Source organism: Bordetella tumulicola, assembly GCF_965138755.1.
Classification (GTDB): Bacteria; Pseudomonadota; Gammaproteobacteria; order Burkholderiales; family Burkholderiaceae_B; genus Bordetella_A; species Bordetella_A tumulicola.
On record NZ_CBCSFP010000002.1, the window covers coordinates 658,490 to 679,613 of the forward strand.

Below are 21,124 nucleotides of genomic sequence, written 5' to 3' on the forward strand. Positions count from 1 at the left end.
CTAGGTAAGGGTCTTTGGCGCGAGAAGTGCACTTCGCGGAACACTAGCCTTACAAAAAACGGAATGATCGAATGGCTACGCCTACGGTGCTTTATGAGGAATCTGAATGACGTCTACATGGCTTTGCGATATCCGCAAAGCAACTTTTCCAGTTGTGGCGGTGGTCATGTTCAGCCACTCGCTGAATAATTGGATTTGCATGGCGCGCGGCCATTCCGAGCCGTGGGGAGCGTACGATTGCTGACTTCAATACGTTTGTTCTTGCGCGTTGTACAAGACGGCAGTCTGTCTGCAGCGGCCCGGCAATTCAACTTGTCGCCCGCCTCGGTGTCGCGCCGGATTTCTGCGCTCGAGGCCGAACTGGATATGCAACTGCTGTTGCGTACCAGCCGCAAGGTGATGCTGACCGAAGCCGGCGAGATCTACCACCGCCGCATCAAGGCTGTGATCGAGGACATGCAACATGCCGAGGAGTCGGCCCGCCAGTTGCAGGACGATGCGCAGGGCCTGCTTCGGGTCCACTCGCGCACCTCGGTCGGCATTCAGCTGATTGCCCCCGCCATCAAAGCGTTCTGCCTGTTGTACCCGAAGGTCGTGGTCGAATTGCAGCTATCAGAGTCGTCGGTCAATCTGATGGAACAGCACTTCGACATAGACATACGTTTGGGTGAACTGGAAGACTCTTCGCTATTGGTGCGTAAGTTGGCACCCAGCGAACGCATCATGGTGGCCAGTCCTGAGTACTTGGCCAGCCATCCCCCTATTCGTACGCCGCAGGATCTGCTGCACCACAATTGCTTGACGTATAGGCTGGATTCCGAGCCCACATCGTGGCGTGCCGCGCGGCACGGTGAACCATCATGCGAACTGAAGATCAACGGGTCATTTCACTGCAACAATGCCGAAGCCTTGCGGCGAGCAGCGCTGTCGGGCCTCGGCATCGCACTGCTTACCGATTGGGGCATCGGCGACGACGTCCGTGAAGGTCGGTTGCAGCACGTCCTGCCGGACCACCGCATTACCAACTATTCGTTCAATAACGGTATCTACGCCGTGTTTACACAGACCCGCTATATTTCCAGGAAGGTTCGCGTGTTCGTGGATTTTCTGGTGGATCGGATGCAGAACACGGTACCGTTATTGCCTCAGTACGTGGCCGGATCTCCTGCTCATGCGCGCGAGGCCAGCGTCAGGGCGCTGGGCTGAATACCGGCACCCACGTACCATTGGCCGCTAACTCGAATCCGACCTTCACGGGCATCCCGATACGCAGTTCATCGAAATTGCATTCCACCAGGTTCGTCATCATGGTGGGGCCTTCTTCCAACTGCACATATGCCACCGCGTAGGCTGGCTTGGCTCGGCGCATCACGGTGTAGCTGTAGATCGTGCCGCGCCCGCTGGCGGGCTCCCACTGAATGTCTGGCGAAAAGCAGAACGGGCACAGCGCTCGGGGATACCAATGCGTCTGTCCGCAATGCTGGCAACGCGGGATCGAGAATTCTCCTTGTGCCGCGGCTTGTTGGAACGCTGCGGACTCCGGTTGTCGCACGGTGGCGGCAATGGCGCGCGGCGTCTGAGGGTTTTCTGCCATTATCAAGTCCTTTCCAGAATCAGCGTGGCACTACCGTGCCGAGTGCCGAGCGATCCGCCTGTTCCGTGCGCCAGCGCCAAGGCGCAGTCAGGCACCTGCACAGCCGGATGGGCTTCGCCTCGTAGCTGGCGTACGGCTTCGATCACTTTGGTTATTCCACCGCGATTGGCGGGATGGTTGTTGCATAAGCCTCCACCATCTGTGTTGAAAGGCAGTTTGCCTACACCCGAGATCAAGTTTCCGTCCATCACGTAACGGCCGCCTTCGCCTTTTTTGCAGAAACCCAGGTCTTCCAACTGCATCAGCACCGTAATGGTGAAGCTGTCGTAGATCGAGGCGTACTGGATAGCCGCAGGGGTGACTCCCGCCTCGTCAAAGGCGAGGGGGCCGGACCAGGCGGCACCGGAATACGTAAGATCTACCTTGCCACCGAGCTGGCCTTTCACTGCTTCGCCCGCACCCAGGACGCGCACGACGGGCCGTTTCAGGCTTTGGGCGACCTCGGGGCGCGCCACCAGCAATGCCCCTCCGCCGTCAGAAATGACGCAGCAGTCCAGTCGATGCAAAGGATCGGCTACGACGGGTGAGTCGAGCACCTGCTCTACGGTAACCACATCGCGCAACATGGCATGGGGATTGTGCTGCGCATGGTGCGAGGCCGCCACCTTGATCCAGGCCAGTTGTTCGCTGGTGGTGCCGAACTCGTACATGTGCCTCATGGCGGCCATGGCATACATATTGACCGTGGCCGGGGCATGGGGAAGTTCCCATTCCAGATCGGGCTGATCCGGGTTACCGGGACGGGGCGCGGTACCGGTGGCCATGCCGCTGCTACGCGGTTTGCCCGCCAGGGTTATCAGCGCCACATTGCATTTGCCGGTCGCAATGGCTTGGGCGGCGTGCGCCACCAGGGCCAGGTAGGAACTGCCGCCGATGTCTGTGGAATCTATATGCCTGACACGCAGGTTCATGTAGTCGACCATGGACAACGGTCCCAGCCCCGGGGCATCGCCAGCGCAAAAATAGCCGTCGATGTCGTCCTTGTCCAACCCGGCATCGGCCAAGGCGCCCGCTGCACATTCGGCGTGCAACTGGGCAACCGACTTGTCCGGCGCATAACGCGTGGGATGTTCATAGGCCCCGACGATGCAGGCCTTGTTTTGTATGCTCATGTCATCCTCTTGATCCGGCTTTACTCTTTTGTCAGTTTCGCTTGCTTGACTGTTTCGGCCCAGCGATCGAGTTCATCGTCGATCTGCTTTTTGAATGCCTCGGGCGAGTTGCCTACGACCACATAGCCGATCTGAGCCAGACTCTCCTGCACTTCCTTGATCTGCAACACCTTGACGAGTGCTTCGTTGTAGCGCTTGACGATGGCCGGATCCGTGCCTTTGGGCAGGAAAATGCCGGTCCAGGTTTCTGCTTCAAAACCTGGAAATCCGGCTTCATCCATGGTGGGCACGTCGGGAAGCAGCGAGTTGCGCTTGAGCGAAGTCACTGCCAGGATGCGTACTCGTCCGTCACTGGCCAGCGCTCTCGAGCCGGGAATCGTGTCGAACGCCAATTGAATGTCTCCTCCGACGAGCGCCGCAACGACCGGACCGTTGCCCTTGTAGGGGACATGCACCATCTTCAGGCCGGTTTCGTGCTTGAAGAACTCGGTCAACAGGTGCAGTGAGCCGCCGGTACCCGAGGTTCCGTAGAACAGCTTGTCAGGGTTGGCTTTGCCGTAGGCGACCAGCTCTTGGATAGTCTTGACCGGCAATTTCGGATTGACGATCAAGGTATACGGGCCGGCCGCCAGTTGGGTGACCGGAATCAGATCAGTGCGTACGTCATAGCCAGGGTTCTTCAGCGTGTTCGGATGCACCGCCACCACGCCCGTATTAAGCAAAATGGTATGGCCATCGGGCGCCGCTCGCGCCACATAGGCCGCGCCGATGGCGCCAGCCGCGCCTGGCTTGTTCTCGACCACCACCGGCTGACCCAGCTCCTTGCTCAGGTGGGGCGCGATGATGCGCCCCACCGGATCTGTCGACCCACCCGGTGAAAAAGGGATCACCAGGCTGATGGGTTTGGTGAACATGGCGTCGGCAGCCACGGCTTGTAGTACGGGTACGGTCATTGCCGTAGCCAACAAAGCTGATATCAGACGGGGGTATTTCATCTTGTCTCCGGATTAATTATTGGATTTTGGCAATGCAACGCGTTGGCACTTCGGAGCTAATGATAGGAAACTGTGGCCCTCGCAGCGTTGCCATAATAGAAAAGCTGCTTTGAGACATTTGTACGCTCCAGAGGCAACTACCGGGCGGGTGTTTGCATATTGAACAGCGGCGCCACCAGCAGCCCGCCATCGGCCACCAGGTCCTGTCCGGTCACGAAACGCGCGGCATCGCTGGCCAGAAAGGCCACGACGTCGGCAATGTCGCCAGGCTCGCCAAACCTGCGCAATGGCAACATGGCTAGGCGCGCTGCAACCTGTTCTGTATCGCGGTAGTGGTTGTCCGACATGGGCGTACGCACCATGCCAGGACTGACGGAATTGGCGCGTACGCCGCTCGGTCCCCATTCATTGGCCATTTGGCGCGTTAAACCGCATAGCGCCGCCTTGCTGGCCGCATAGGCCCCCACCCGGGTGGGCCATTGGGCGCCGATAGACGCGATATTGACGATACTTCCACTGGACTGTGCCAGCATATATGGCACCAGGGCCTGTGTGCACAGCAAGGCGCCGCGCACGTTGACGTTGAATATTCGGTCCCAGTCCTCCAGCGGCAGGTTTTCCAAGGGCACCGGCGCGGTCTTGACGCCGGCGTTGTTGACCAGGACATCGCATCGTCCGAACTGATGCCAAACCCGCGCAGCCATGGCAGTGATGGCCGCCGGATCGGCAATATCGCAGGCGATTGCCTCGGCCGCTGGCAACTTGGCTTGGCTGGGCGCATGCAGGTCCACCAGCACCACCGTCGCGCCCATTTCCGTCAGGCGGTGTGCAATGGCTGTGCCCAGGCCGCCGGCGGCGCCGGTAACCACGGCGACGCGGCCGTCCAGGCTGTGGGAATCAAAGGTAGGAACACGCGCATGCGGTGTCGAGCGGGCGGGCATGAGTCTCATCCTGTAAGCATGGCGCTGGAGAGCGCCTATTAGGCTTACCCTGCGGTAGCAGGGGCATGATGAGATTCTAGAGACGAGCGTATCCGCTGGTTATGAAAGAAAGGAACAGCTGCGTTTATGTATCCGTCTTGGCGGACATGATGGCCGGCGTGTCTGCCAGATCCAGTTCAGCAAAGGCCTTGGCCAAGAAGTCGATGAACACGCGGACTTTCAGGGGCAGCATGCGGGTGTCGCGAAACAGCACATATACGCCGTTGTCGAAGGTGGTGTTGGTCAGTTTGTAGCCAGGCAGCAGATGCACCAGGCGCCCTGCCTTGACGTCGTCGGACACCGACCAGTCAGCCAGCAGGGCGATACCCAGGCCGCTGATCGCCGCGCGTCGCAGCACCTCGCCATTATTGGCGTACACCGTGCCATGTACAGCGAGGGTGCGAGGTTGCTCATCTTTGAGATAGCGCCACGAGGTGGGCTCCCGGTGCTTGCGATAGGTGAGGCAGTTGTGGCCCTTTTCCAGGTCCTCGGGTACGTGCACCGGCGCATGCGAGCGCACGTACGAAGGGCTGGCCACCACAATGCGCTCGCCTATGGCCAGCTTGCGCGCCACATACGACGAATCTTCTAGCGGGCCCAGGCGCAGATCCACATCGAAGTTCTGTTCGATCAGGTTAACGGGCTCTTCGGACAGGTGCAGATCGACGGTCAGGTCGGGATAGCTTGCCGAGAACCGGTGCAGCAAGGGGGCAATTAGGCGGATACCCAGCAGCGTGCGCGAATGCACTCGCAACTGTCCTTCGGGGGCCTGCTTGATGTGGCGCGCCAGGTTTTCAGTTTGCGCAACATCCTCCAGGATGCGTTCCATGCGCTGATGGTAGATCTGGCCGGCCTCGGTGGCCATCAGTTGGCGACTGTTACGGTCCAGCAGTCGCACGCCCAGTTCCTCTTCCAGCGCGGCAATGCGGCGGGAAACCGTGGCGGGCGACAGTCCGAGCGCGCGTGCCGCTGCGGACAGGCTGCCCTGTTGTAGCGTGGTAACGAATATTCGTACAGGGTCAAGGGCTTTCATGGCAGTTCCAGGTGTGTCGGCCGGATTACCTGGCCGAGCGGGTCTGGATCCAGGGCAGTGGGGTGTTTGAATCATACGTTGATTTCATTTTTCGCAAAGAAGCTATACGCGTCTGGTCGTTCTTCTGCGCTACATCCCTGCCTAGAATTCTCTTCAACCGGTTGCACGGCCGATGGCGATCGCCGCGGACCCCAGAACACTAACGGAGAGAGGCATGGGCCTGGATTTCGGAATTTTCATTCTTATGCAGCAACGCGACCAGAAAAAGTCGGCCGCGCAGATCATCCAAGAGGCGGTCGAGCAGACCCAAGTGGCCGACAGAAACGGCTTCGCGGCTGCCTGGTACGCCGAACACCATTTTTCCAACTATGGGCTGTGCCCATCGCCCCTGATGGTCGCCGCGCATTGCGCCGGTGTCACCAAACAGATCCGTGTCGGGTCGGCCGTGGTCGTGGCGCCGCTGTATGCACCCGCCCGGCTGATCGCCGAGATCGCCCTGGCTGACCAGTTGTCTGGCGGGCGCCTGAACGTGGGCATTGGCGGCGGCTATCAGCAGTTTGAGTTCGAGCGCTTCGGTATTTCGCTGGAAAACGCCAAGGAGAAAACCCTGGAAATGCTCGACATGATCGAGTTGGGGCTCACGCAGAAGAAATTTTCCTATGACGGCGCGCATTACCAGCAACCGATGACTGCCATTAACGTACGCGCGGCGCAGCAGCCGTTGCCGCCCATCTGGATTGCCAGCGGCGACCCCTTGCTCATGCGTCGCGCGCTGCGTTCGGATTATCACGTATTCATATCGGGCGGCCTGGGCGGCACCAAGCGACTGGGGGGCTTTCGCGGCGTGATCGACGAGCTGTGCGTGGCCGAGGGCAAGGACCCGGCCCAGGCCAAGGTCGCCATGCTGCGGTTTGCCTACGCCAGCGACAACAAGGCCGAGGTTGAGCACTATGTAGACTGCGCTCGCTACCAACAACGTATCGCCGTCAGTCTGAAGACCCGCCGCGAATCGGTGGAAGACGACTATCTGGTCGCCGAGAAACCGTACGAGGAAGAACTGCCCTTCGAGAAACTGTTGAAGAATCTGCCGGTGGGGTCGGTGGACACGGTTATCGAGCGATTGCTGGGCGACATCCGCGCGGTTCGCCCGGTGCATGTGGCATTGCAGACCCAGGTCGGCGATTTCGACCACGGGCTGATGCTCAAGCAACTGCAGTTGTGGAACCAAGTCATCATTCCGACCATTCAGCAGGAGCTGGCGCGCGATAAGGCGGCCGCGAAAACCACTACCGTCGAGGCCGCATCGTGAGCATGATTGCCCCTCATTCCGGTCGTTCGCTGTCCGGCATACGCGTTATCGACGTCAGTCGCGTGCTGGCCGGCCCGCTGTGCGGCCAGATGCTGGCCGACATGGGTGCCGATGTCATCAAGGTTGAGGCCCCCACCGGCGATGAGAACCGCCAGTGGGCTCCCATCGCCGACGACGGCGAGAGCTGTAATTTCATGAGTGTGAATCGCGGCAAGCGCGGTATCACATTGAACCTGAAAGACCCGGAGGGGCGTCAGGTGTTGTATGCATTGCTGGAGCAGGCGGACGTGTTGCTGTACAGCTTTCTGCCCGGCACGGCCGCCACGTTGGGCATCGATCCTGCGATGCTGCGCGAACGTTTTCCCCGGCTTGTCATTTGCGGGATTTCGGCTTTCGGCGCCCAAGGGGAACTGGCCGACCGGCCCGGCTATGACGCGCTATTCCAGGCATTCTCGGGCATCATGTCCTTTACGGGTGAACGCAACGGTGGCCCCGTGCGCTCGGGCGTATCGTTCGTTGATATGACGACCGGCATTTTGGCCTATTCTGGCGTCCTCACCGCGTTGATGGGGCGGGAGCAGACTCAACAGGGCACGCTGGTCCATGCGTCGCTGTTGGAAACCGCGGTGTTCCTGCTGGGCTACCACGGCGTTGGCTGGTTATCCACCGGTGCATTGCCGCGCCGTGAAGGATCCGGCCTGTGGAGCCTTGTGCCTTACCAGGTCTTCGCCTGCCAGGATGGCGAAGTGTTGACGGGCGCCTTGAACGACAGCACCTGGCGGCGCCTGTGCCGGTGCGTAGGCCGCCCCGATCTGGAAAACGATCCCGACCTGGCCACGAATGCCGGCCGACTGGCCCGTCGCGACGAGGTCATCGACGAATTCAAGCGTATCTTTGCCAGCGGTACTGTGGCCGAGTGGATGGCGCGCCTGGAGGCCGGCGGTGTGCCGATTGCGCCGCTGCACACTATCGCCCAGGCACTGACTCATCCGCAAAGCCTGGCCAATGACATGGTGGTGGAGGTCGACAGCGGCAACGGCGCTCCGCTGAAACTGCTGGGCACTGGATTCAAGGTGGGTGCGGGTCCGCACCATTCACCGCGCCGGCCCCCAAGACTGGGCGAGCATGCGGACGAGATATTGCGCGACATCGCGGGTCTGAGCGCGGAGCGCATTCAGGCGTTGCGAGCGCGCGGCGTGGTGTGACATGAGTATTCAGATCACTCGCAGCCCGATGGGCATCGTTACCTGTTTGCTGGACAATCCGCAACGGCGCAATGCGCTCAATGGCGTCATGCTGCAGGCTCTGTGCGAAACCTACGAAGCGGCCGGGCAGGGCGACGGCATACGAGCCATCGTGTTGCGCGGAGCTCACGGAACATTCTGCGCCGGCCGAGACTTGCGCGAGTTGGAATCCCGGCAGGACGACAGCGATGCCAGTATTGCCGAGCGTATTGCGCCCGTCACGCGGCTGGCGCAAGCGGTCAGACAGTGCGCGGTGCCCACTGTGGCGGTCATCGAAGGCAAGGCTGTCGGACTGGGTGTGGCCCTGGCCAGTTGGTGTGACCTGGTGCTGGCGGCCGATGATGCCACCTTCCAGATTCCCGAGGCCCGCGCCGGCATCGTGCCCACCTATACGGCAGTATCGCTGGCCCAGGCCATTGGACAACGTCAGGCGCTGGCCATGTGCCTGGGCGGTCGCTCCCTTGGCGCACTGCTGGCGCAGACATACGGTCTGGTACAGCAAGTCTGCCCCGCCGCTGGGCTGGATGACGATCTCGATACGCTGTGCCAATGCCTGATTGCATGCGGCCCGCAAGCGCTACGCCAGTGTAAAGACCTGCTGGTGCGCGCCAGAGGCCAACCCTTTGACGTCGCCATCGAGAGCGCGGCAGCGCTGTCGGTGGCATCCATGCGTAGCGCCGAGGCGCTGGAGGGCATGCAGGCCGTGCTTGGCAAACGTCCACCCGCCTGGACTCAGCCGCCCAGGCAGGACTGCTGAGCGCATTGACCGATTTTTCAACCATGGCTGTGATGCCGCGACGGCGCGAATCACACCCCAACGGAGACTTTGATATGTCAGCTACACCGCAAAGCGACACGGCATCCAGCCTGCAGGGCAAGGTTGCTGTTATTACTGGTGCGGGCCGCGGTATCGGGCGCGAAGTCGCCCTGCTATTGGCCAGCCAGGGTGTCAGTGTCGTGGTTAACGATATTGGCGCCGCGCTGGATGGACAAGGCAACGACAACAGCCCTGCCGTCGACTTGGTGCGTGAGATCGAAAAACAAGGCGGCAAGGCCGTGGCTAACACCGCCAGCGTGTCCGAATGGGAATCAGCGCGCAGCTTGGTGGAACAGGCCATCGAGACCTATGGTCGCATCGATTACGTGGTGAACAACGCGGGTATCCTGCGCGACAAGATTTTCCATCAAATGGATCCGGCCGATTACGAAGCGGTGCTGCGCGTACACTTGTTCGGCAGTTTCTACGTCAGCCGGGCTGCTGCCGAACATTTCCGCAAGCAGGAAAGCGGGGCCTTCGTGCACATGACTTCGACCTCGGGCCTGATCGGCAGTATCGGGCAGGCCAATTATGCGTCCGCCAAGCTGGGCATCGTAGGTTTGTCGCGTTCGCTGGCGCTGGATATGGCGCGTTACAACGTACGCTCGAACTGCATCGCCCCCAGCGCGTTCAGCCGAATGATCGAATCGGTGCCTGGCGCCACGCCTGAGCAAAAAGCGCAGAATCTGGAAATGCGCCGTGCCCGCACACGACCAGAACAGATCGCCCCTGTGGTGGCCTATCTGCTCAGCGACGGCGCCCACCATATCAGCGGGCAGATTATCGGCGTACGCGGCAATGAACTGTACTTGTACAGCCAGCCGCGTCCGGTGCGTGTCCAGCACAACAGCGACGGCTGGACACTGGACACGTTGCGTGAGCACATCGGCGAAGGATGGAAGAGCTCGTTCACGCCTTTGGAACGCACCCGCGATGTGTTTCCCTGGCAAGCCCAGTAACGCAGCAGACTCGGAAAAAAACCGTGATCAATGGCGATTCCTTGCTGGCCTGGCCTTTCGAAACCAAGACGCAAAGCTACACCCGGCGCGACACCATGCTGTACGCGCTAAGCCTGGGGTTCGGTGCCGATCCTGTCGATCCGTGGCAACTGAATTATGTGCTGGAAGACCGCCTGCGTGTTTTTCCCACGCAGGCGCTTGTGTTGGCGCACCCCGGCCCGTGGACGGCTGATCCGGCCACGGGCGTGGACCGTACTCGCGTCGTGCATGGCGAACAATGCCTGACCCTGCACCGCCCGTTGCCACCGGACGGCACGGTCCGTTCGCGCAACCGCGTCACTGCTGTGCTGGACAAGGGCGCCGGCAAAGGCGCCGCTATTCAGACTGAACGCGAATTGCACGATGCCGCCACTGGCGAGCTGCTGGCCACTATTGGCGGCACCACCTTCTGCCGCGGCGACGGGGGGTTCGAGGCGGCCGGCCCCGCACGCAATAGGGCGTCGCAGGTGGTGCGTCCGGATGCGCCCGCGCGTCCCGACCGACCGCACGATATCGAAGGCGAGCTACCCACTTTTAGCCACTCGGCCCTGCTGTACCGCTTGAACGGCGACTACAACTCCATTCATTCGCATCCCGATTCCGCCCGTGCCGCGGGCTTCGAACGGCCGATTTCCCATGGCCTGCTGTCATTCGGCCTAGCGGCGCGCATTCTGGAAGTTGCCTATGCCCCGCTGAGTCTGGCGAGTATCCGTGCGCGCTTTGCCGCCCCCATGTTCCCCGGTGAAACCCTATGCCTGGAAATGTGGCGCGGTCCGGACAACACCGTCTGGTTCCGTGGCCTATGCAAAGAGCGTGGCAAGGAAGTGCTGTCGCAAGGCCACGCTCGGCTGCGCACCTCAACCGACCAATAAGTAAGGACACCTCATGACTGCCCCTCGCCGCCTGCAAGGCATTTTCTTGGTGGCCAACGACATCGATGCGCAGGCCGCCTTCTACGACGCCGTGTTAGGGCTGCCGCTGAAATTTCGTGACGGCCAACGCTGGGTGCAATATGACGCCGGCGGCGCGCGCTTCGCGCTTTCCAGTCGCGAAGAAGCGCAGCCGGCCCAGGCTGGTTTGATTCCTATCTACGAGGTAGACGATTTCGAGGGGATCGAAGCGCAAGTTACCTGCGCAGGTGGACAGGTGCTGGGCGTGCGCGACATGGGTGACCATGGAGCGGTGATGTCGCTACGCGACCCGGAAGGCAACCTCTTTCAGATGTTCCGCCGCGCAACGCGCAAACCCGCCGATTCGCAACCATCCTGAAGGCAAGTGCGCAATGACCGCTGACACTCATACCCTCACGGCTTTTGACCCCATGGAGTTCCGACGGGCCTTGGGCACCTTTCCCACCGGCGTCGCAATCATTACCACTTGTGGGTCCGATGGCCAGCCTGTAGGCCTGACTTGCAATTCCTTCAGTTCGGTGTCGCTGGACCCTCCCTTGGTGCTGTGGAGCTTGCGTCGTGCCAGTAAGTCCCTGCCTGCCTTTCGGGCGGCCAGTCATTTCGCCATCAACGTATTGGCCGAAGACCAGCGCGAACTGTCGGCACGCTTCGCCAGTTCCAGCATTCCGGACAAGTTCGAAGGCACCCCATGCAGCACTGGCCATGGCGGCGTACCGTTGGTCGAGGGCTGCCTGGCGCGCTTTCATTGCAGTACCTATGCCGAATATGAGGCTGGCGACCATTACATCTTCGTGGGCCGCGTCGAACGCTTCGAGCATCATCGCGAAGATGATCCCCTGGTGTTCTATAAAGGGGCTTATATGATTTTGGCGCAATCGCTGCGCGAGCTGGCCAGCGATGAGCGCATGTCGATGTCGGCCCTGATCGAGGCGCGGATGAATGTGTACAGTATCTTGTTGAAGCTGGCTTGCTTGAAAGGCAGCACCGCAGACTTCAACGAAATCGAAGCCCATCTGGATACCATGGAGGCCCTGAAGCAGCGGGGCGACATGGCCAGCCGCGCGCGGGCCGCGCTGGACTTTTTCAATCTGGTCACGCAGGCCGCGCATAATGACGTCCTGTCCATCGTGGCGCAGTCGCTGCGCACCTTGATGCATCACGCCGTCAATACGCAAGCGGCCCAGATGACCTGGCCGGCTATGCACCAGCCCGAGCTGACCCCGCTGCGGCGCCGTATGCTGGAATGCCTGCGCGCACGTGATCAGGATGGTGCGCTGGCCGCCATGGAAACCTATTTCAGCCATGTCCAGCGATTTCAAAGCGAAAGGAACGCCGCCCAGTGACTACACCTGTTTCCGCCCCCGCTAGCGCTTTGTTCACACCGCTCAAGCTGCGCGGCCTGACGCTGCCCAACCGGGTCGTAGTCTCGCCCATGTGCCAGTACAGTGCGCGCGATGGCAATGCCAGCGACTGGCATCTCATCCACCTGGGCCAGTACGCCGTCAGTGGTGCCGGGCTGCTGATTATCGAAGCCACCGGCGTTGAGCCGGCCGGTCGCATCACCGCCGATTGCCTCGGCCTGTGGAGCGATGAGAACGAGGCCGCGTTGTCGCGTGTGCTATGCAGCGTACGGCCTTATGCCACCATGCCGATCGGCATCCAACTGGGTCATGCTGGCCGCAAGGCCTCGGTGCGCCGTCCGGGTCAGGGGCGCGGAAATCTGCCGCGCAGCGAAGGCGGTTGGCAAACCTGCGGTCCCACTGATATACCGTTCGGCCCTGAATGGGAAGCTCCGCAGGCCTTGGACCGTGACGGCATGCAACGTGTCATACGCGCTTTTGCCGAGGCTACGCGCCGCGCCGACCGCCTGGGCCTGGACCTACTGGAAATCCATGCCGCACACGGGTATCTGTTGAGCTCGTTCCTTTCGCCTCTGGGCAACGCCCGCACCGATGCCTACGGCGGCAGCCGCGAGAACCGTATGCGCTTCCCACTGGAAGTCTTCGACGCTGTGCGCCAGATCTGGCCCGCGCACAAACCTGTCGGCGTGCGTTTCAATGGTACCGATTGGCTGGAAGGTGGTTTGACCGGTGACGATGCCGTGGCCTTTGCCGTCGAACTCAAGGCGCGTGGCTGCGACTATATGGATTTATCATCTGGCGGCAGCGCGCGGGCGCAGATCCCATTGGGTCCCGGCTATCAAGTGCCGTACGCCGCTCAAGTCAGGCGCGAAGCCGGTGTGCCGACCATGTGCGTCGGCCTCATCCGCGATTTCGACCACGCTGAAGCTATCGTTGCCAACGGAGAGGCCGATCTAGTGGCATTGGGTCGGGGCATGTTATATAACCCGCGATGGGCCTGGCATGCCGCCGAAGCCCTGGGGGCGAAGGTAGATGTTCCCCACCAGTATCTACGCGGGGCCACTCGCGACGGTGTGCCGTCGCAAGATACTATCCTGCTCCGCTAGGTCGACATGGTGTGCTTCAATTCAGGCCCAGTTCGGCGCGCCGGGCGAATAGCAAGTCGCCCGCGTCGCGGCGCGACCGGCTGACATCTGCGGTGAGCCGCGGCGAATCCTCAGCGGGCCGGGTGAAATAAAAATCGAACACCACATCGCGGCGCTGGATGCGCCAATGGCCATCACGCCGCGTCACGTGATCCAGGTAGCGGCCAATGGACTGATTATCCACCGCCATGTCGCCCGACACTCCGGCGGCAATGCGCTGATGCGCCGTGAAGTAGCTTTCTACCAGCGCACTGTCATCGTCAATGAACTCCACCGTCACATTACTGATCAGGTGGATAGAACGCTCGATGGTGGCATGACGCTTTTCCAGCGACGCAATGAAGCCGTCGACATCTCCTTTGTAGCTGCCGTGGTTATCATAGGCATCCACATGATAGGCCGCCCGGACTTGCGGCCAGTCCTTGCGGTCTACGCCGCGAGCGTAGCGGTATAGGTTCTGTTCAATGTCGTGTATGTCGTCTTGACGGGATGATGGCGGCATAATCGTCGGCGCTTGAGTCGAGATGATCTATGGATTGATATTTTGTTTCTTGATCAGCTTACCCCAACGCTCTGCTTTATACGCAAAAAAAACGGAATTCTCCTAGCATACCACCGTCAGGTTGTGGCGGATAGACCCATCCGGGTTTGGGGCCATATTGGATATGGCGACCCGTTACTCTTCGGGCTCGAAAGCGCCGGTTTCCACCATCAGTTTCTGATATTCCTTCGCTCGCCGCACAGCGCCCGTGCCTAGACGCAAAGCCCATGCAGAGGCGAGCCACTGCACAATTGCCATGGCGCCCACCATGGAATCGAAGAATGCGTCCGATTCTTTGCCGACTAATAAATGTTTGTCTGTCACGCGAGCCAAAGCGTTGAGCGGCGCGTCGACGATTCCCAATGTCCAGGCGCCGGCCGCTGCTGCCCGCCGGGTCGCGCCCACCGTTTCCCGGCTGCATGGGCTGAAAGATGCGGAAATGACCATGTCCTGTTGGTCCAGGCCCAGCAAATCCAAACCGAAAGCCCCACCTCGATCATCCGCGAGGATCGCGCCCGGGCAAGTGATTCTAAGCAGGTAGTGAAGCCAGGTCATGACCGGCGTGCATGACCTGCGGCCGATAAGCGCGATTCGGCGCGCCTTGGCCATGCGCTCGACCGTTTCCTGAATGACCTCTGCATTGTCCGCCGTATAGCAGGACTGGACATTCTGAAGTTCCGTGCGCAGCATGGTTTGTGGCCGCGCCAAAGCGTTGAACGTGACCAGTCGTTCGGCGAACATCGACTCGGCGGGCCCGTCGCGCAACATCTGGGCAAACCCTTCTCGCAGGCCTTTCCACCCGTCGTAGCCCAGCTCTTGCGCCAAACGAATGAATGAGGCGCTCGAATGCCCTGATAGCGTAGACAACTCGTTCAGTGGACGGGTCGCGACTTCTGCCGGATTCGCAAGAACCCAAGTGGCGGTTCGCCGCAAGGTACGAGACAGGTTCTCGTACTGATCGCGTAGTTGCTCTTGGACGGGTATCGCCTGCTTTGTCATAGGTCCCACTGTCATCAACTTTCACGCCGATGCCGCCAGGTATGCGGCACCGAAATCTAGAAATGGAGTGTTTGCTCCAGAAATTCATATTTTGGAGTATTCAATTTACCATCGTTGCTGTTTAGAACACAGACGAACGAGAGGCGAGGAAGCAGCCGCATGATTTCACTTGTTGGATACACAGATAAATTCTCGGCGCGTCCCGGAGAAACGATCAGCGTCAAGGTATCGAGCGACCTGCAGTCGCCGTACCACGCTGACCTCGTGCGTATACGAAGCGCCGATCCGAATCCCGATGGCCCGGGCGTCATTGTGGAAGCAGTACCCGCTGCATTTGCAGGTACCTACGCCTCCGTCAAGAAGCCGATCCATGCGGGCTCGTATGGCGTTGTCGCAACAACAGGCCTGCATATGGATGGCCAATGGACAGTCTGTCTCAGGGTGCAGCCGTGGTTGTTGAATGACCGGGACCAGACGGTACTCAGCATCCAGGCAGGCGAGTTGCTGTCCGTCGTGATACGCCGCGAGGGCGGGCGCCTACAGATTGGCCAGGCGCGTTGCGAGGTTTCGGCGCCCTTGCATGAAAGGCAGTGGTACGAGCTGCGCCTGATCGGCGACCAGGGGCGCATCCAACTGATGCAGACACCATTGTCTGCCGCCGGGCTGGGCCAACCGTCCAGCACCGCATCGCTCGAATTGCAGAGCCCGCTGGGGGCGGCCACCCAGGTGGTATTCGCCGCTGCACCGCGCAACCAGGAAGGCGCGTTTCATCAGCATTTCAACGGCCGCGTCGAGCATCCGTTCTGGCTTGAGGGCGCGCACGATTCGCCTGCGCCATTGATGCCGCATACCTATTTGTATCCCACCCTGCTGGCGTGGTGGGACTTTAGCCAGGACATCGAGTCACTGCGCATATCCGATCAGGGGCCGTTCAAGTTCCATGGCAAGATGGTCAATCTTCCCACCCGAGCCGTGCGAGGGCCGTTCTGGACCGGCCAAAGCATGAGCTGGAAGCAGTCGCCGGGGGAATACGCTGCGGTCCATTTCCATGAAGATGATTTATATGATTGCGATTGGGCCACGGATTTTGCGTTCGCGGTGCCTCACGATCTTCGTAGCGGCGTATACGGGATACGCCTGAGAGAGCGCTTGAACGATTCTTCTGGCGAAGAAGACATCATTCCAGTGTTTATCTCTCCCGGGGCGGCGAGCCCCCGTGCCAAGGTGGCGTTGGTGATGTCTACGTACACCTACCAAATCTACGCCAACTACGACAGGAAGAACCACGACGACTCGCTAAAAGCCCGCATCGCGCAGTGGGGAACCTATCCGCATCATCCGGCGGAGAATAAACAGTTCGGCCTGTCTTGCTACAACCTGCATGCCGACGGCAGTGGAGTCACCTTTTCTACAGCAAGACGTCCGATCCTGACCATGCGACCGGCCTATATCGCCTATACCGATCTGCGCGGGTCGGGGCTGCGCCATTTTGCGGCCGATATGCACATCGTCGCCTGGCTGGAGGCGAAAGGAATTGAGTTCGACATCCTGACGGACCATGAACTCGAGAAAGAAGGTGTGGGTGCCCTGCAGCCGTACCAGGCGGTGTTGACCGGCACGCATCCCGAATACCAATCCAAAGCCACATTGGATGCCTTTCGCGACTATATCAATGGCGGCGGCCGCTTGGCGTATCTGGGCGGCAATGGATTCTATTGGCGCGTGGCGGTGAGCGACACCGTGCCCGATACGCTCGAGGTGCGCCGTGCGGAGACCGGCGTTCGTTCGTGGATCGCGCAGCCCGGCGAGTACTACCACGCATTCGACGGCAGCTATGGCGGTTTGTGGCGCAACAACGGGCGGGCGCCACAGCAACTAGTTGGTATCGGTTTCAGCGCTCAAGGCAAGTTCGAGGGCTCCTACTACAAACGACTGGACGTCTCTTATGAGCCACAGTTTGCCTGGATGTTCCAAGGTATTCCCGACGCGACCCTGGGTGACTTTGGCTATTCAGGGGGCGGGGCGGCCGGCTTTGAGCTGGACCGTGCCGATCCTTTATTGGGCACACCGCCACAGGCAACGGTTCTTTGCCGCTCTGAAGGGCACTCATCCACTTTTGGCGCCACGCTGGAAGAATTGATCGCACCGCCTGCCTACAAAGAAGGCGACAAGGCGGCATCGCTGGTACGCGCGGAAATCGTCTATTTCGAGAACGACCAGGGTGGTGCGGTGTTCTCCGTGGGCTCTATTACGTTCTGCGGCAGCTTGCCGTGGAACAACTTCGACAACTCCATTTCAACCCTGCTGGGCAATGTGGTCGGCCACTTTTTGTCGCGCTGACATCGGCCAGATCCTTGATCCGCAATAGAGTAGAAAATGTACGACGCAAAAAAATATCCGGCATCGCAGGCGTTATACGCCGACGCGAAACAGTATCTTCCCGGCGGCAATACGCGCACCACGGTATTCGAGAAGCCTTTTCCCTTGTACGCCTCACACGGCAAGGGATGCTATGTCTGGGATGTAGACGGCAATAGGCGCATCGATTGCATCAATAACTACACATCCATGATCCACGGGCACGCGCATCCCGGCATTCACCAGGCGGTGCTGCGCCAGATGGAAAGCGGCACCTGCTTTGGCATGCCAACCGAGTCCGAAATCCTGCTGGCCAAAGAGTTGGTGCGGCGGGTGGATTCGGTAGAGACCGTGCGCTTTACGAATTCGGGCACCGAAGCGGTGATGATGGCCATCAAGGCGGCCCGCGCCTACACAGGGCGTCCCAAGATCGCAAAAGTGGAAGGGGCCTATCACGGCAGCTACGATCCTGCGGAAATCAGCTTGGATCCCGGCCCGCAACAGTGGGGGGAAAACACCCCCAACTCGGTCCCCTATGCGAAAGGAACGCCGGCAAGCGTCGTCGGTGACGTCATCGTGCTGCCGTTCAATGACCCCGAGAAAGCCAAAACGATCATTACGCAGCATGGCAAAGACCTTGCCGCGATCTTGATCGACCCCTTGCCGAATCGGGCAGGGCTGATTCCCGCCTCGCAGGCTTTTCTTCAAGCCATACGCGCCGCCGCGGACGCGGTGGGCGCGCTCGTCATATTCGACGAAGTGATTTCCTTTCGACTTAGCCACGGCGGCGCGCAGGCATTGTTCTCCATTTCTCCCGATCTGACCACACTTGGGAAAGTCATCGGTGGCGGTTTTCCGGTGGGTGCGGTGGGCGGCAGACGCGATGTCATGGCGGTGTTCGACCCGTCGTCGGGCAAACCCGCCTTGCCTCATGGCGGCACTTTTTCTGCCAATCCCATCACGATGCGGGCGGGGCTTGCCGCCCTTGAACTCCTGGACGAAAAAGCCTTTGCGCATCTCGGACAGATTGGGGATCAAGTCAGAAAGGCCGCCAACGAGTCGTTGACGCGCCATGGTGTACCGGGAATCGTGGTGGGAATGGGTTCGCTGCTCAAGATTCATTTCACCGACCGCACACCCACAGATTACCGCGCCGTCTATCCCAATCCCATCGAGGCCTCGAAGCTGCGGCTGTTCAATAAAACGCTGATAAACAATGGGATCCTGCCCTCGGGCTATGGATTGATGGCGCTCTCAACACCGATGACGATGGAAGATATTCATCAGATCAACGGCACCATCGACGTCGCGATCCAGGTCGTCAAGAATCAGGAGCTCTCGCATGCATGACCGCCTGACTAAAGAAATAGACGGACTGTCCGCGACAGCGCATGCTTTGTTCGAAGCGATTGCCGAGATTTCCCGCGAGGGCGCCGGCATCAGCCGCCCTGCCTTCTGCAAAGAAGAAACGCAAGCCGGTGAACTGATCAGGAAATTTGCCGAATCCGAAGGCTTGCAATGCGGCGTGGATGGCGGCGGCAATTTTCAATATGACCTGGACGGGAAAGACATGCAGTCCATGACCGTCATGGCATCCCATCTGGACTCCGTCCCCATGGGTGGCAATTACGACGGCTTGGCGGGTGTGATGGCGGGCACTCTGGTGCAAGCGGCCTGCCGGCGCGCCGGTATCGTACCCCCGCGTCGCCTCAGAACGCTCGGGTTTCGCGGTGAAGAAAGCCCCTGGTTCGGAACTGCCTACCTGGGCAGCAAATTGGCCTTGGGCAAGCTCACCCAACAAGAGCTCGACGAGCTGACGCATATCCGCACGAAGCAATCACTTGCCAGCCATCTGAAAACACTAGGCGTCCAGGCCGACGAAGCCGTCATCCGGGAAAAACGGCTGCGCCATGAAGACATTCATTCGTACTTGGAACTGCACATCGAACAGGGGCCGGTGCTTGAAGACCTGGGTATCCCGATTGGCCTCGCTACCGCGATACGGGGCAATATCCGCCATCCATTCTCTCGATGCACCGGCGTCTATGGCCATTCGTCCACCAGCCCCCGACACCTGCGCAACGATGCGGTAATCGCCACATCGCAACTTGTCTGTGCGGCTGATCGGCTGTGGAAGAAATGCCTCGATGAGGGGGGTAATGACGACCTCATCATCAACTTCGGAATTTTCTCTACGAACCCAGCGCACCACGCCATGACAAAGGTGCCTGGCGAGGTCGACTTCAGCTTCAATATCGCCGGCACCAACAATGAGGTCGCACGCGAGCTATACCGTCAGATCCGCGCCGAGGCGGATCGCATACAAGACGAGTTCCGGGTGCGGTTCGATTTTGGCGCCACAGTAGGCACTGATGCGATTCATCTCGATGCTGGCCTCATCGCCACCGCAGAGGCCGCGGCTAGCGGCTTGGGAATGAAATCGCTTCGCATGCCCACCGTTGGCCATGACGCGGCCATGTTTGCGCAGCTCGGCATTTCAACCGGAATGGTTCTGGTGCGAAACCAGCATGGCAGTCACAACGTCGATGAAGCCATGCGTATCGAAGACTTTATCGACGCCACAAAAGTTCTCGCGCATTGCGCGCTGCAATAAACGTACTTATCAAGACCAGGGGAAATTCATCATGACTATTATTTCAAGGCTCGTTTCACCTTTCTGGAAGTCTTTGCTGGCGGGGATGCTGGCGTGGGCATGTGTAGGTCCGGCCCAGGCTGCGTATCCGGAAAAGCCGGTACGCTTGGTGGTGGGATTTTCACCGGGCGGGGCCACTGATATCGCCGCGCGGGTGGTCGCAGCCGAACTCAGCAATATCCTGAAGCAGCCGTTCGTCGTGGAAAACAAGCCCGGCGCCGGCAGCAACCTGGCCGCCGACCAGGTTGCCCGAGCCACACCTGACGGCTACACGCTGTTCGTGGTTGCCGTCACGTCGACCATCAATCAGACGCTGTACAAAAACCTGAATTTCGATATTGTCAAAGACTTCGCGCCGGTAGGGCTTCTCATCAAATCGCCCAATCTCCTGGTGGTCAACCCGTCTCTTCCCGTCAACAATGTCCAGGAACTGGTGGACTACGCCAAGAAAAATCCCGGCAAGCTCGCCTTTGCGTCCGCGGGAACTGGGGGCTCGACCCACATGGCCGGCGAGTTGTTCAAACTGCAGGCCGGCATCGACATGCTGCATGTCCCTTACCGGGGTAGCGCGCCTGCCATGGCCGATCTGATCGGCGGCCAAGTCCAGTTGAGTTTCGACAATATGCCATCCGCCTGGCAGCATGTGCAGTCCGGTAAACTGCGTGCGCTTGCGGTCACGACCAAAGAACGGTCGGGTAGCGCGCCCAACGTGCCCACCATGGCCGAATCGGGTTTCCCAGAATTCGATGTTTCCGCATGGTTCGGCCTAGTGGCGCCGGCGGGCACCCCCAGCGATGTCATCGCAACGCTGAATACCGCTGTGAACCAAGTGTTGGCCATGCCCGCCGTGCGCGAGCGCTTTGACACCATGGGAGCCGTCGCAGCGCCAACCACGCCTGAGCAGTTTGGCGATTACATCAAGTCCGAAGTGGATATGTGGGGCAAGGTGGTCAAGGCTTCCGGCGCCAGCGCAAACTGATTTTCCTATCGATACAGATACAATCATCCTCACGG

General features: G+C 60.2%; 20 protein-coding genes. 13 read left to right on the forward strand and 7 right to left on the reverse strand.

The genetic code is table 11. The features are described 5' to 3' along the window. Positions 1 to 237: 237 nt before the first annotated feature. A complete protein-coding gene (locus tag ACNAZS_RS08780; protein WP_415788274.1) occupies positions 238 to 1,206 on the forward strand; it encodes a LysR family transcriptional regulator in 969 nt (322 codons plus the stop codon). Here ACNAZS_RS08780 and ACNAZS_RS08785 read toward each other — a convergent pair. The 5 genes from ACNAZS_RS08785 to ACNAZS_RS08805 all read right to left on the reverse strand — a co-directional run bounded on the left by ACNAZS_RS08785 (position 1,190) and on the right by ACNAZS_RS08805 (position 5,774). Further along, entirely contained in the window at positions 1,190 to 1,594 is a 405-nt protein-coding gene (locus tag ACNAZS_RS08785; protein WP_415788276.1) for a Zn-ribbon domain-containing OB-fold protein, read from the reverse strand. The genes ACNAZS_RS08780 and ACNAZS_RS08785 overlap by 17 nt on opposite strands. A gap of 2 nt (positions 1,595 to 1,596) precedes the next feature. Continuing rightward, on the reverse strand, positions 1,597 to 2,766 hold the full coding sequence (locus ACNAZS_RS08790) for a thiolase domain-containing protein (RefSeq protein WP_415788278.1): 1,170 nt from the start codon (positions 2,764 to 2,766) through the stop codon (positions 1,597 to 1,599). A gap of 20 nt (positions 2,767 to 2,786) precedes the next feature. Further along, the gene (locus ACNAZS_RS08795) at positions 2,787 to 3,761 is read right to left on the reverse strand and encodes a Bug family tripartite tricarboxylate transporter substrate binding protein (RefSeq protein ID WP_415788280.1); all 975 of its coding nucleotides are present in this window, start codon (positions 3,759 to 3,761) and stop codon (positions 2,787 to 2,789) included. A gap of 137 nt (positions 3,762 to 3,898) precedes the next feature. Next, positions 3,899 to 4,702: an SDR family NAD(P)-dependent oxidoreductase gene (locus tag ACNAZS_RS08800; RefSeq protein WP_415788282.1), complete on the reverse strand. Its 804-nt coding sequence runs from the start codon at positions 4,700 to 4,702 to the stop codon at positions 3,899 to 3,901. A 124-nt stretch (positions 4,703 to 4,826) separates the two neighbouring features. Then, positions 4,827 to 5,774: a LysR family transcriptional regulator gene (locus ACNAZS_RS08805; protein WP_415788284.1), complete on the reverse strand. Its 948-nt coding sequence runs from the start codon at positions 5,772 to 5,774 to the stop codon at positions 4,827 to 4,829. Between the two features lie 214 nt (positions 5,775 to 5,988). Between ACNAZS_RS08805 and ACNAZS_RS08810 the strand changes: the two genes are divergently transcribed. The 8 genes from ACNAZS_RS08810 (at position 5,989) to ACNAZS_RS08845 (ending at position 13,520) form a co-directional block, all read left to right on the forward strand. Further along, positions 5,989 to 7,083 (forward strand): LLM class flavin-dependent oxidoreductase, encoded by a 1,095-nt coding sequence (locus ACNAZS_RS08810; protein ID WP_415788286.1) that lies wholly within the window; start codon positions 5,989 to 5,991, stop codon positions 7,081 to 7,083. Positions 7,084 to 7,085: 2 nt separating this feature from the next. Then, positions 7,086 to 8,288 carry a CaiB/BaiF CoA transferase family protein gene (locus ACNAZS_RS08815; RefSeq protein ID WP_415788288.1) on the forward strand — a complete coding sequence of 401 codons (1,203 nt, stop codon included), beginning with the start codon at positions 7,086 to 7,088 and terminating at the stop codon, positions 8,286 to 8,288. Position 8,289: 1 nt separating this feature from the next. Continuing rightward, positions 8,290 to 9,084: an enoyl-CoA hydratase/isomerase family protein gene (locus ACNAZS_RS08820; RefSeq protein WP_415788290.1), complete on the forward strand. Its 795-nt coding sequence runs from the start codon at positions 8,290 to 8,292 to the stop codon at positions 9,082 to 9,084. Positions 9,085 to 9,158: 74 nt separating this feature from the next. Beyond that, a complete protein-coding gene (locus ACNAZS_RS08825; protein WP_415788292.1) occupies positions 9,159 to 10,103 on the forward strand; it encodes an SDR family NAD(P)-dependent oxidoreductase in 945 nt (314 codons plus the stop codon). Between the two features lie 23 nt (positions 10,104 to 10,126). Continuing rightward, positions 10,127 to 11,014, forward strand: a complete 888-nt coding sequence (locus ACNAZS_RS08830) for a MaoC/PaaZ C-terminal domain-containing protein (RefSeq protein WP_415788294.1) — start codon at positions 10,127 to 10,129, stop codon at positions 11,012 to 11,014. Positions 11,015 to 11,027: 13 nt separating this feature from the next. After that, a complete protein-coding gene (locus ACNAZS_RS08835; protein ID WP_415788296.1) occupies positions 11,028 to 11,411 on the forward strand; it encodes a VOC family protein in 384 nt (127 codons plus the stop codon). A 13-nt stretch (positions 11,412 to 11,424) separates the two neighbouring features. Then, the gene (locus ACNAZS_RS08840; protein WP_415788298.1) at positions 11,425 to 12,396 is read left to right on the forward strand and encodes a flavin reductase; all 972 of its coding nucleotides are present in this window, start codon (positions 11,425 to 11,427) and stop codon (positions 12,394 to 12,396) included. Next, complete coding sequence (locus ACNAZS_RS08845) at positions 12,393 to 13,520, forward strand: NADH:flavin oxidoreductase/NADH oxidase (RefSeq protein ID WP_415788300.1); 1,128 nt, start codon at positions 12,393 to 12,395, stop codon at positions 13,518 to 13,520. The genes ACNAZS_RS08840 and ACNAZS_RS08845 overlap by 4 nt, the downstream gene beginning before the upstream one ends. Before the next feature lie 16 nt (positions 13,521 to 13,536). On the opposite strand, the gene ACNAZS_RS08850 is transcribed toward ACNAZS_RS08845, so the two are convergent. Next, on the reverse strand, positions 13,537 to 14,061 hold the full coding sequence (locus ACNAZS_RS08850; RefSeq protein ID WP_415788302.1) for a nuclear transport factor 2 family protein: 525 nt from the start codon (positions 14,059 to 14,061) through the stop codon (positions 13,537 to 13,539). A gap of 174 nt (positions 14,062 to 14,235) precedes the next feature. Next, a complete protein-coding gene (locus ACNAZS_RS08855; RefSeq protein WP_415788304.1) occupies positions 14,236 to 15,099 on the reverse strand; it encodes a MurR/RpiR family transcriptional regulator in 864 nt (287 codons plus the stop codon). 159 nt (positions 15,100 to 15,258) lie between these two features. Here ACNAZS_RS08855 and ACNAZS_RS08860 point away from each other — a divergent pair, with 159 nt between their 5' ends. From ACNAZS_RS08860 to ACNAZS_RS08875, 4 genes are read left to right on the forward strand one after another with little or no spacing between them, the layout of a single operon-like run. Then, positions 15,259 to 17,439 (forward strand): N,N-dimethylformamidase beta subunit family domain-containing protein, encoded by a 2,181-nt coding sequence (locus tag ACNAZS_RS08860; protein ID WP_415788306.1) that lies wholly within the window; start codon positions 15,259 to 15,261, stop codon positions 17,437 to 17,439. A gap of 36 nt (positions 17,440 to 17,475) precedes the next feature. Beyond that, positions 17,476 to 18,807 (forward strand): aspartate aminotransferase family protein, encoded by a 1,332-nt coding sequence (locus ACNAZS_RS08865; RefSeq protein WP_415788308.1) that lies wholly within the window; start codon positions 17,476 to 17,478, stop codon positions 18,805 to 18,807. Continuing rightward, complete coding sequence (locus ACNAZS_RS08870) at positions 18,800 to 20,071, forward strand: hydantoinase/carbamoylase family amidase (RefSeq protein WP_415788310.1); 1,272 nt, start codon at positions 18,800 to 18,802, stop codon at positions 20,069 to 20,071. The genes ACNAZS_RS08865 and ACNAZS_RS08870 overlap by 8 nt, the downstream gene beginning before the upstream one ends. A gap of 31 nt (positions 20,072 to 20,102) precedes the next feature. Next, positions 20,103 to 21,089 (forward strand): Bug family tripartite tricarboxylate transporter substrate binding protein, encoded by a 987-nt coding sequence (locus ACNAZS_RS08875; protein WP_415788312.1) that lies wholly within the window; start codon positions 20,103 to 20,105, stop codon positions 21,087 to 21,089. Positions 21,090 to 21,124: the final 35 nt, after the last annotated feature.

Excerpts from the sequence above, each read along its gene's own strand:
- ACNAZS_RS08785 (WP_415788276.1), bottom strand. The coding sequence starts at position 1,594 with ATGGCAGAAAACCCTCAGACGCCGCGCGCCATTGCCGCCACCGTGCGA.
- ACNAZS_RS08790 (WP_415788278.1), bottom strand. The coding sequence starts at position 2,766 with ATGAGCATACAAAACAAGGCCTGCATCGTCGGGGCCTATGAACATCCC.
- ACNAZS_RS08795 (WP_415788280.1), bottom strand. The coding sequence starts at position 3,761 with ATGAAATACCCCCGTCTGATATCAGCTTTGTTGGCTACGGCAATGACC.
- ACNAZS_RS08800 (WP_415788282.1), bottom strand. The coding sequence starts at position 4,702 with ATGCCCGCCCGCTCGACACCGCATGCGCGTGTTCCTACCTTTGATTCC.
- ACNAZS_RS08805 (WP_415788284.1), bottom strand. The coding sequence starts at position 5,774 with ATGAAAGCCCTTGACCCTGTACGAATATTCGTTACCACGCTACAACAG.
- ACNAZS_RS08810 (WP_415788286.1), top strand. The coding sequence starts at position 5,989 with ATGGGCCTGGATTTCGGAATTTTCATTCTTATGCAGCAACGCGACCAG.
- ACNAZS_RS08815 (WP_415788288.1), top strand. The coding sequence starts at position 7,086 with ATGATTGCCCCTCATTCCGGTCGTTCGCTGTCCGGCATACGCGTTATC.
- ACNAZS_RS08820 (WP_415788290.1), top strand. The coding sequence starts at position 8,290 with ATGAGTATTCAGATCACTCGCAGCCCGATGGGCATCGTTACCTGTTTG.
- ACNAZS_RS08825 (WP_415788292.1), top strand. The coding sequence starts at position 9,159 with ATGTCAGCTACACCGCAAAGCGACACGGCATCCAGCCTGCAGGGCAAG.
- ACNAZS_RS08835 (WP_415788296.1), top strand. The coding sequence starts at position 11,028 with ATGACTGCCCCTCGCCGCCTGCAAGGCATTTTCTTGGTGGCCAACGAC.
- ACNAZS_RS08840 (WP_415788298.1), top strand. The coding sequence starts at position 11,425 with ATGACCGCTGACACTCATACCCTCACGGCTTTTGACCCCATGGAGTTC.
- ACNAZS_RS08850 (WP_415788302.1), bottom strand. The coding sequence starts at position 14,061 with ATGCCGCCATCATCCCGTCAAGACGACATACACGACATTGAACAGAAC.
- ACNAZS_RS08855 (WP_415788304.1), bottom strand. The coding sequence starts at position 15,099 with ATGACAAAGCAGGCGATACCCGTCCAAGAGCAACTACGCGATCAGTAC.
- ACNAZS_RS08860 (WP_415788306.1), top strand. The coding sequence starts at position 15,259 with ATGATTTCACTTGTTGGATACACAGATAAATTCTCGGCGCGTCCCGGA.
- ACNAZS_RS08865 (WP_415788308.1), top strand. The coding sequence starts at position 17,476 with ATGTACGACGCAAAAAAATATCCGGCATCGCAGGCGTTATACGCCGAC.
- ACNAZS_RS08870 (WP_415788310.1), top strand. The coding sequence starts at position 18,800 with ATGCATGACCGCCTGACTAAAGAAATAGACGGACTGTCCGCGACAGCG.
- ACNAZS_RS08875 (WP_415788312.1), top strand. The coding sequence starts at position 20,103 with ATGACTATTATTTCAAGGCTCGTTTCACCTTTCTGGAAGTCTTTGCTG.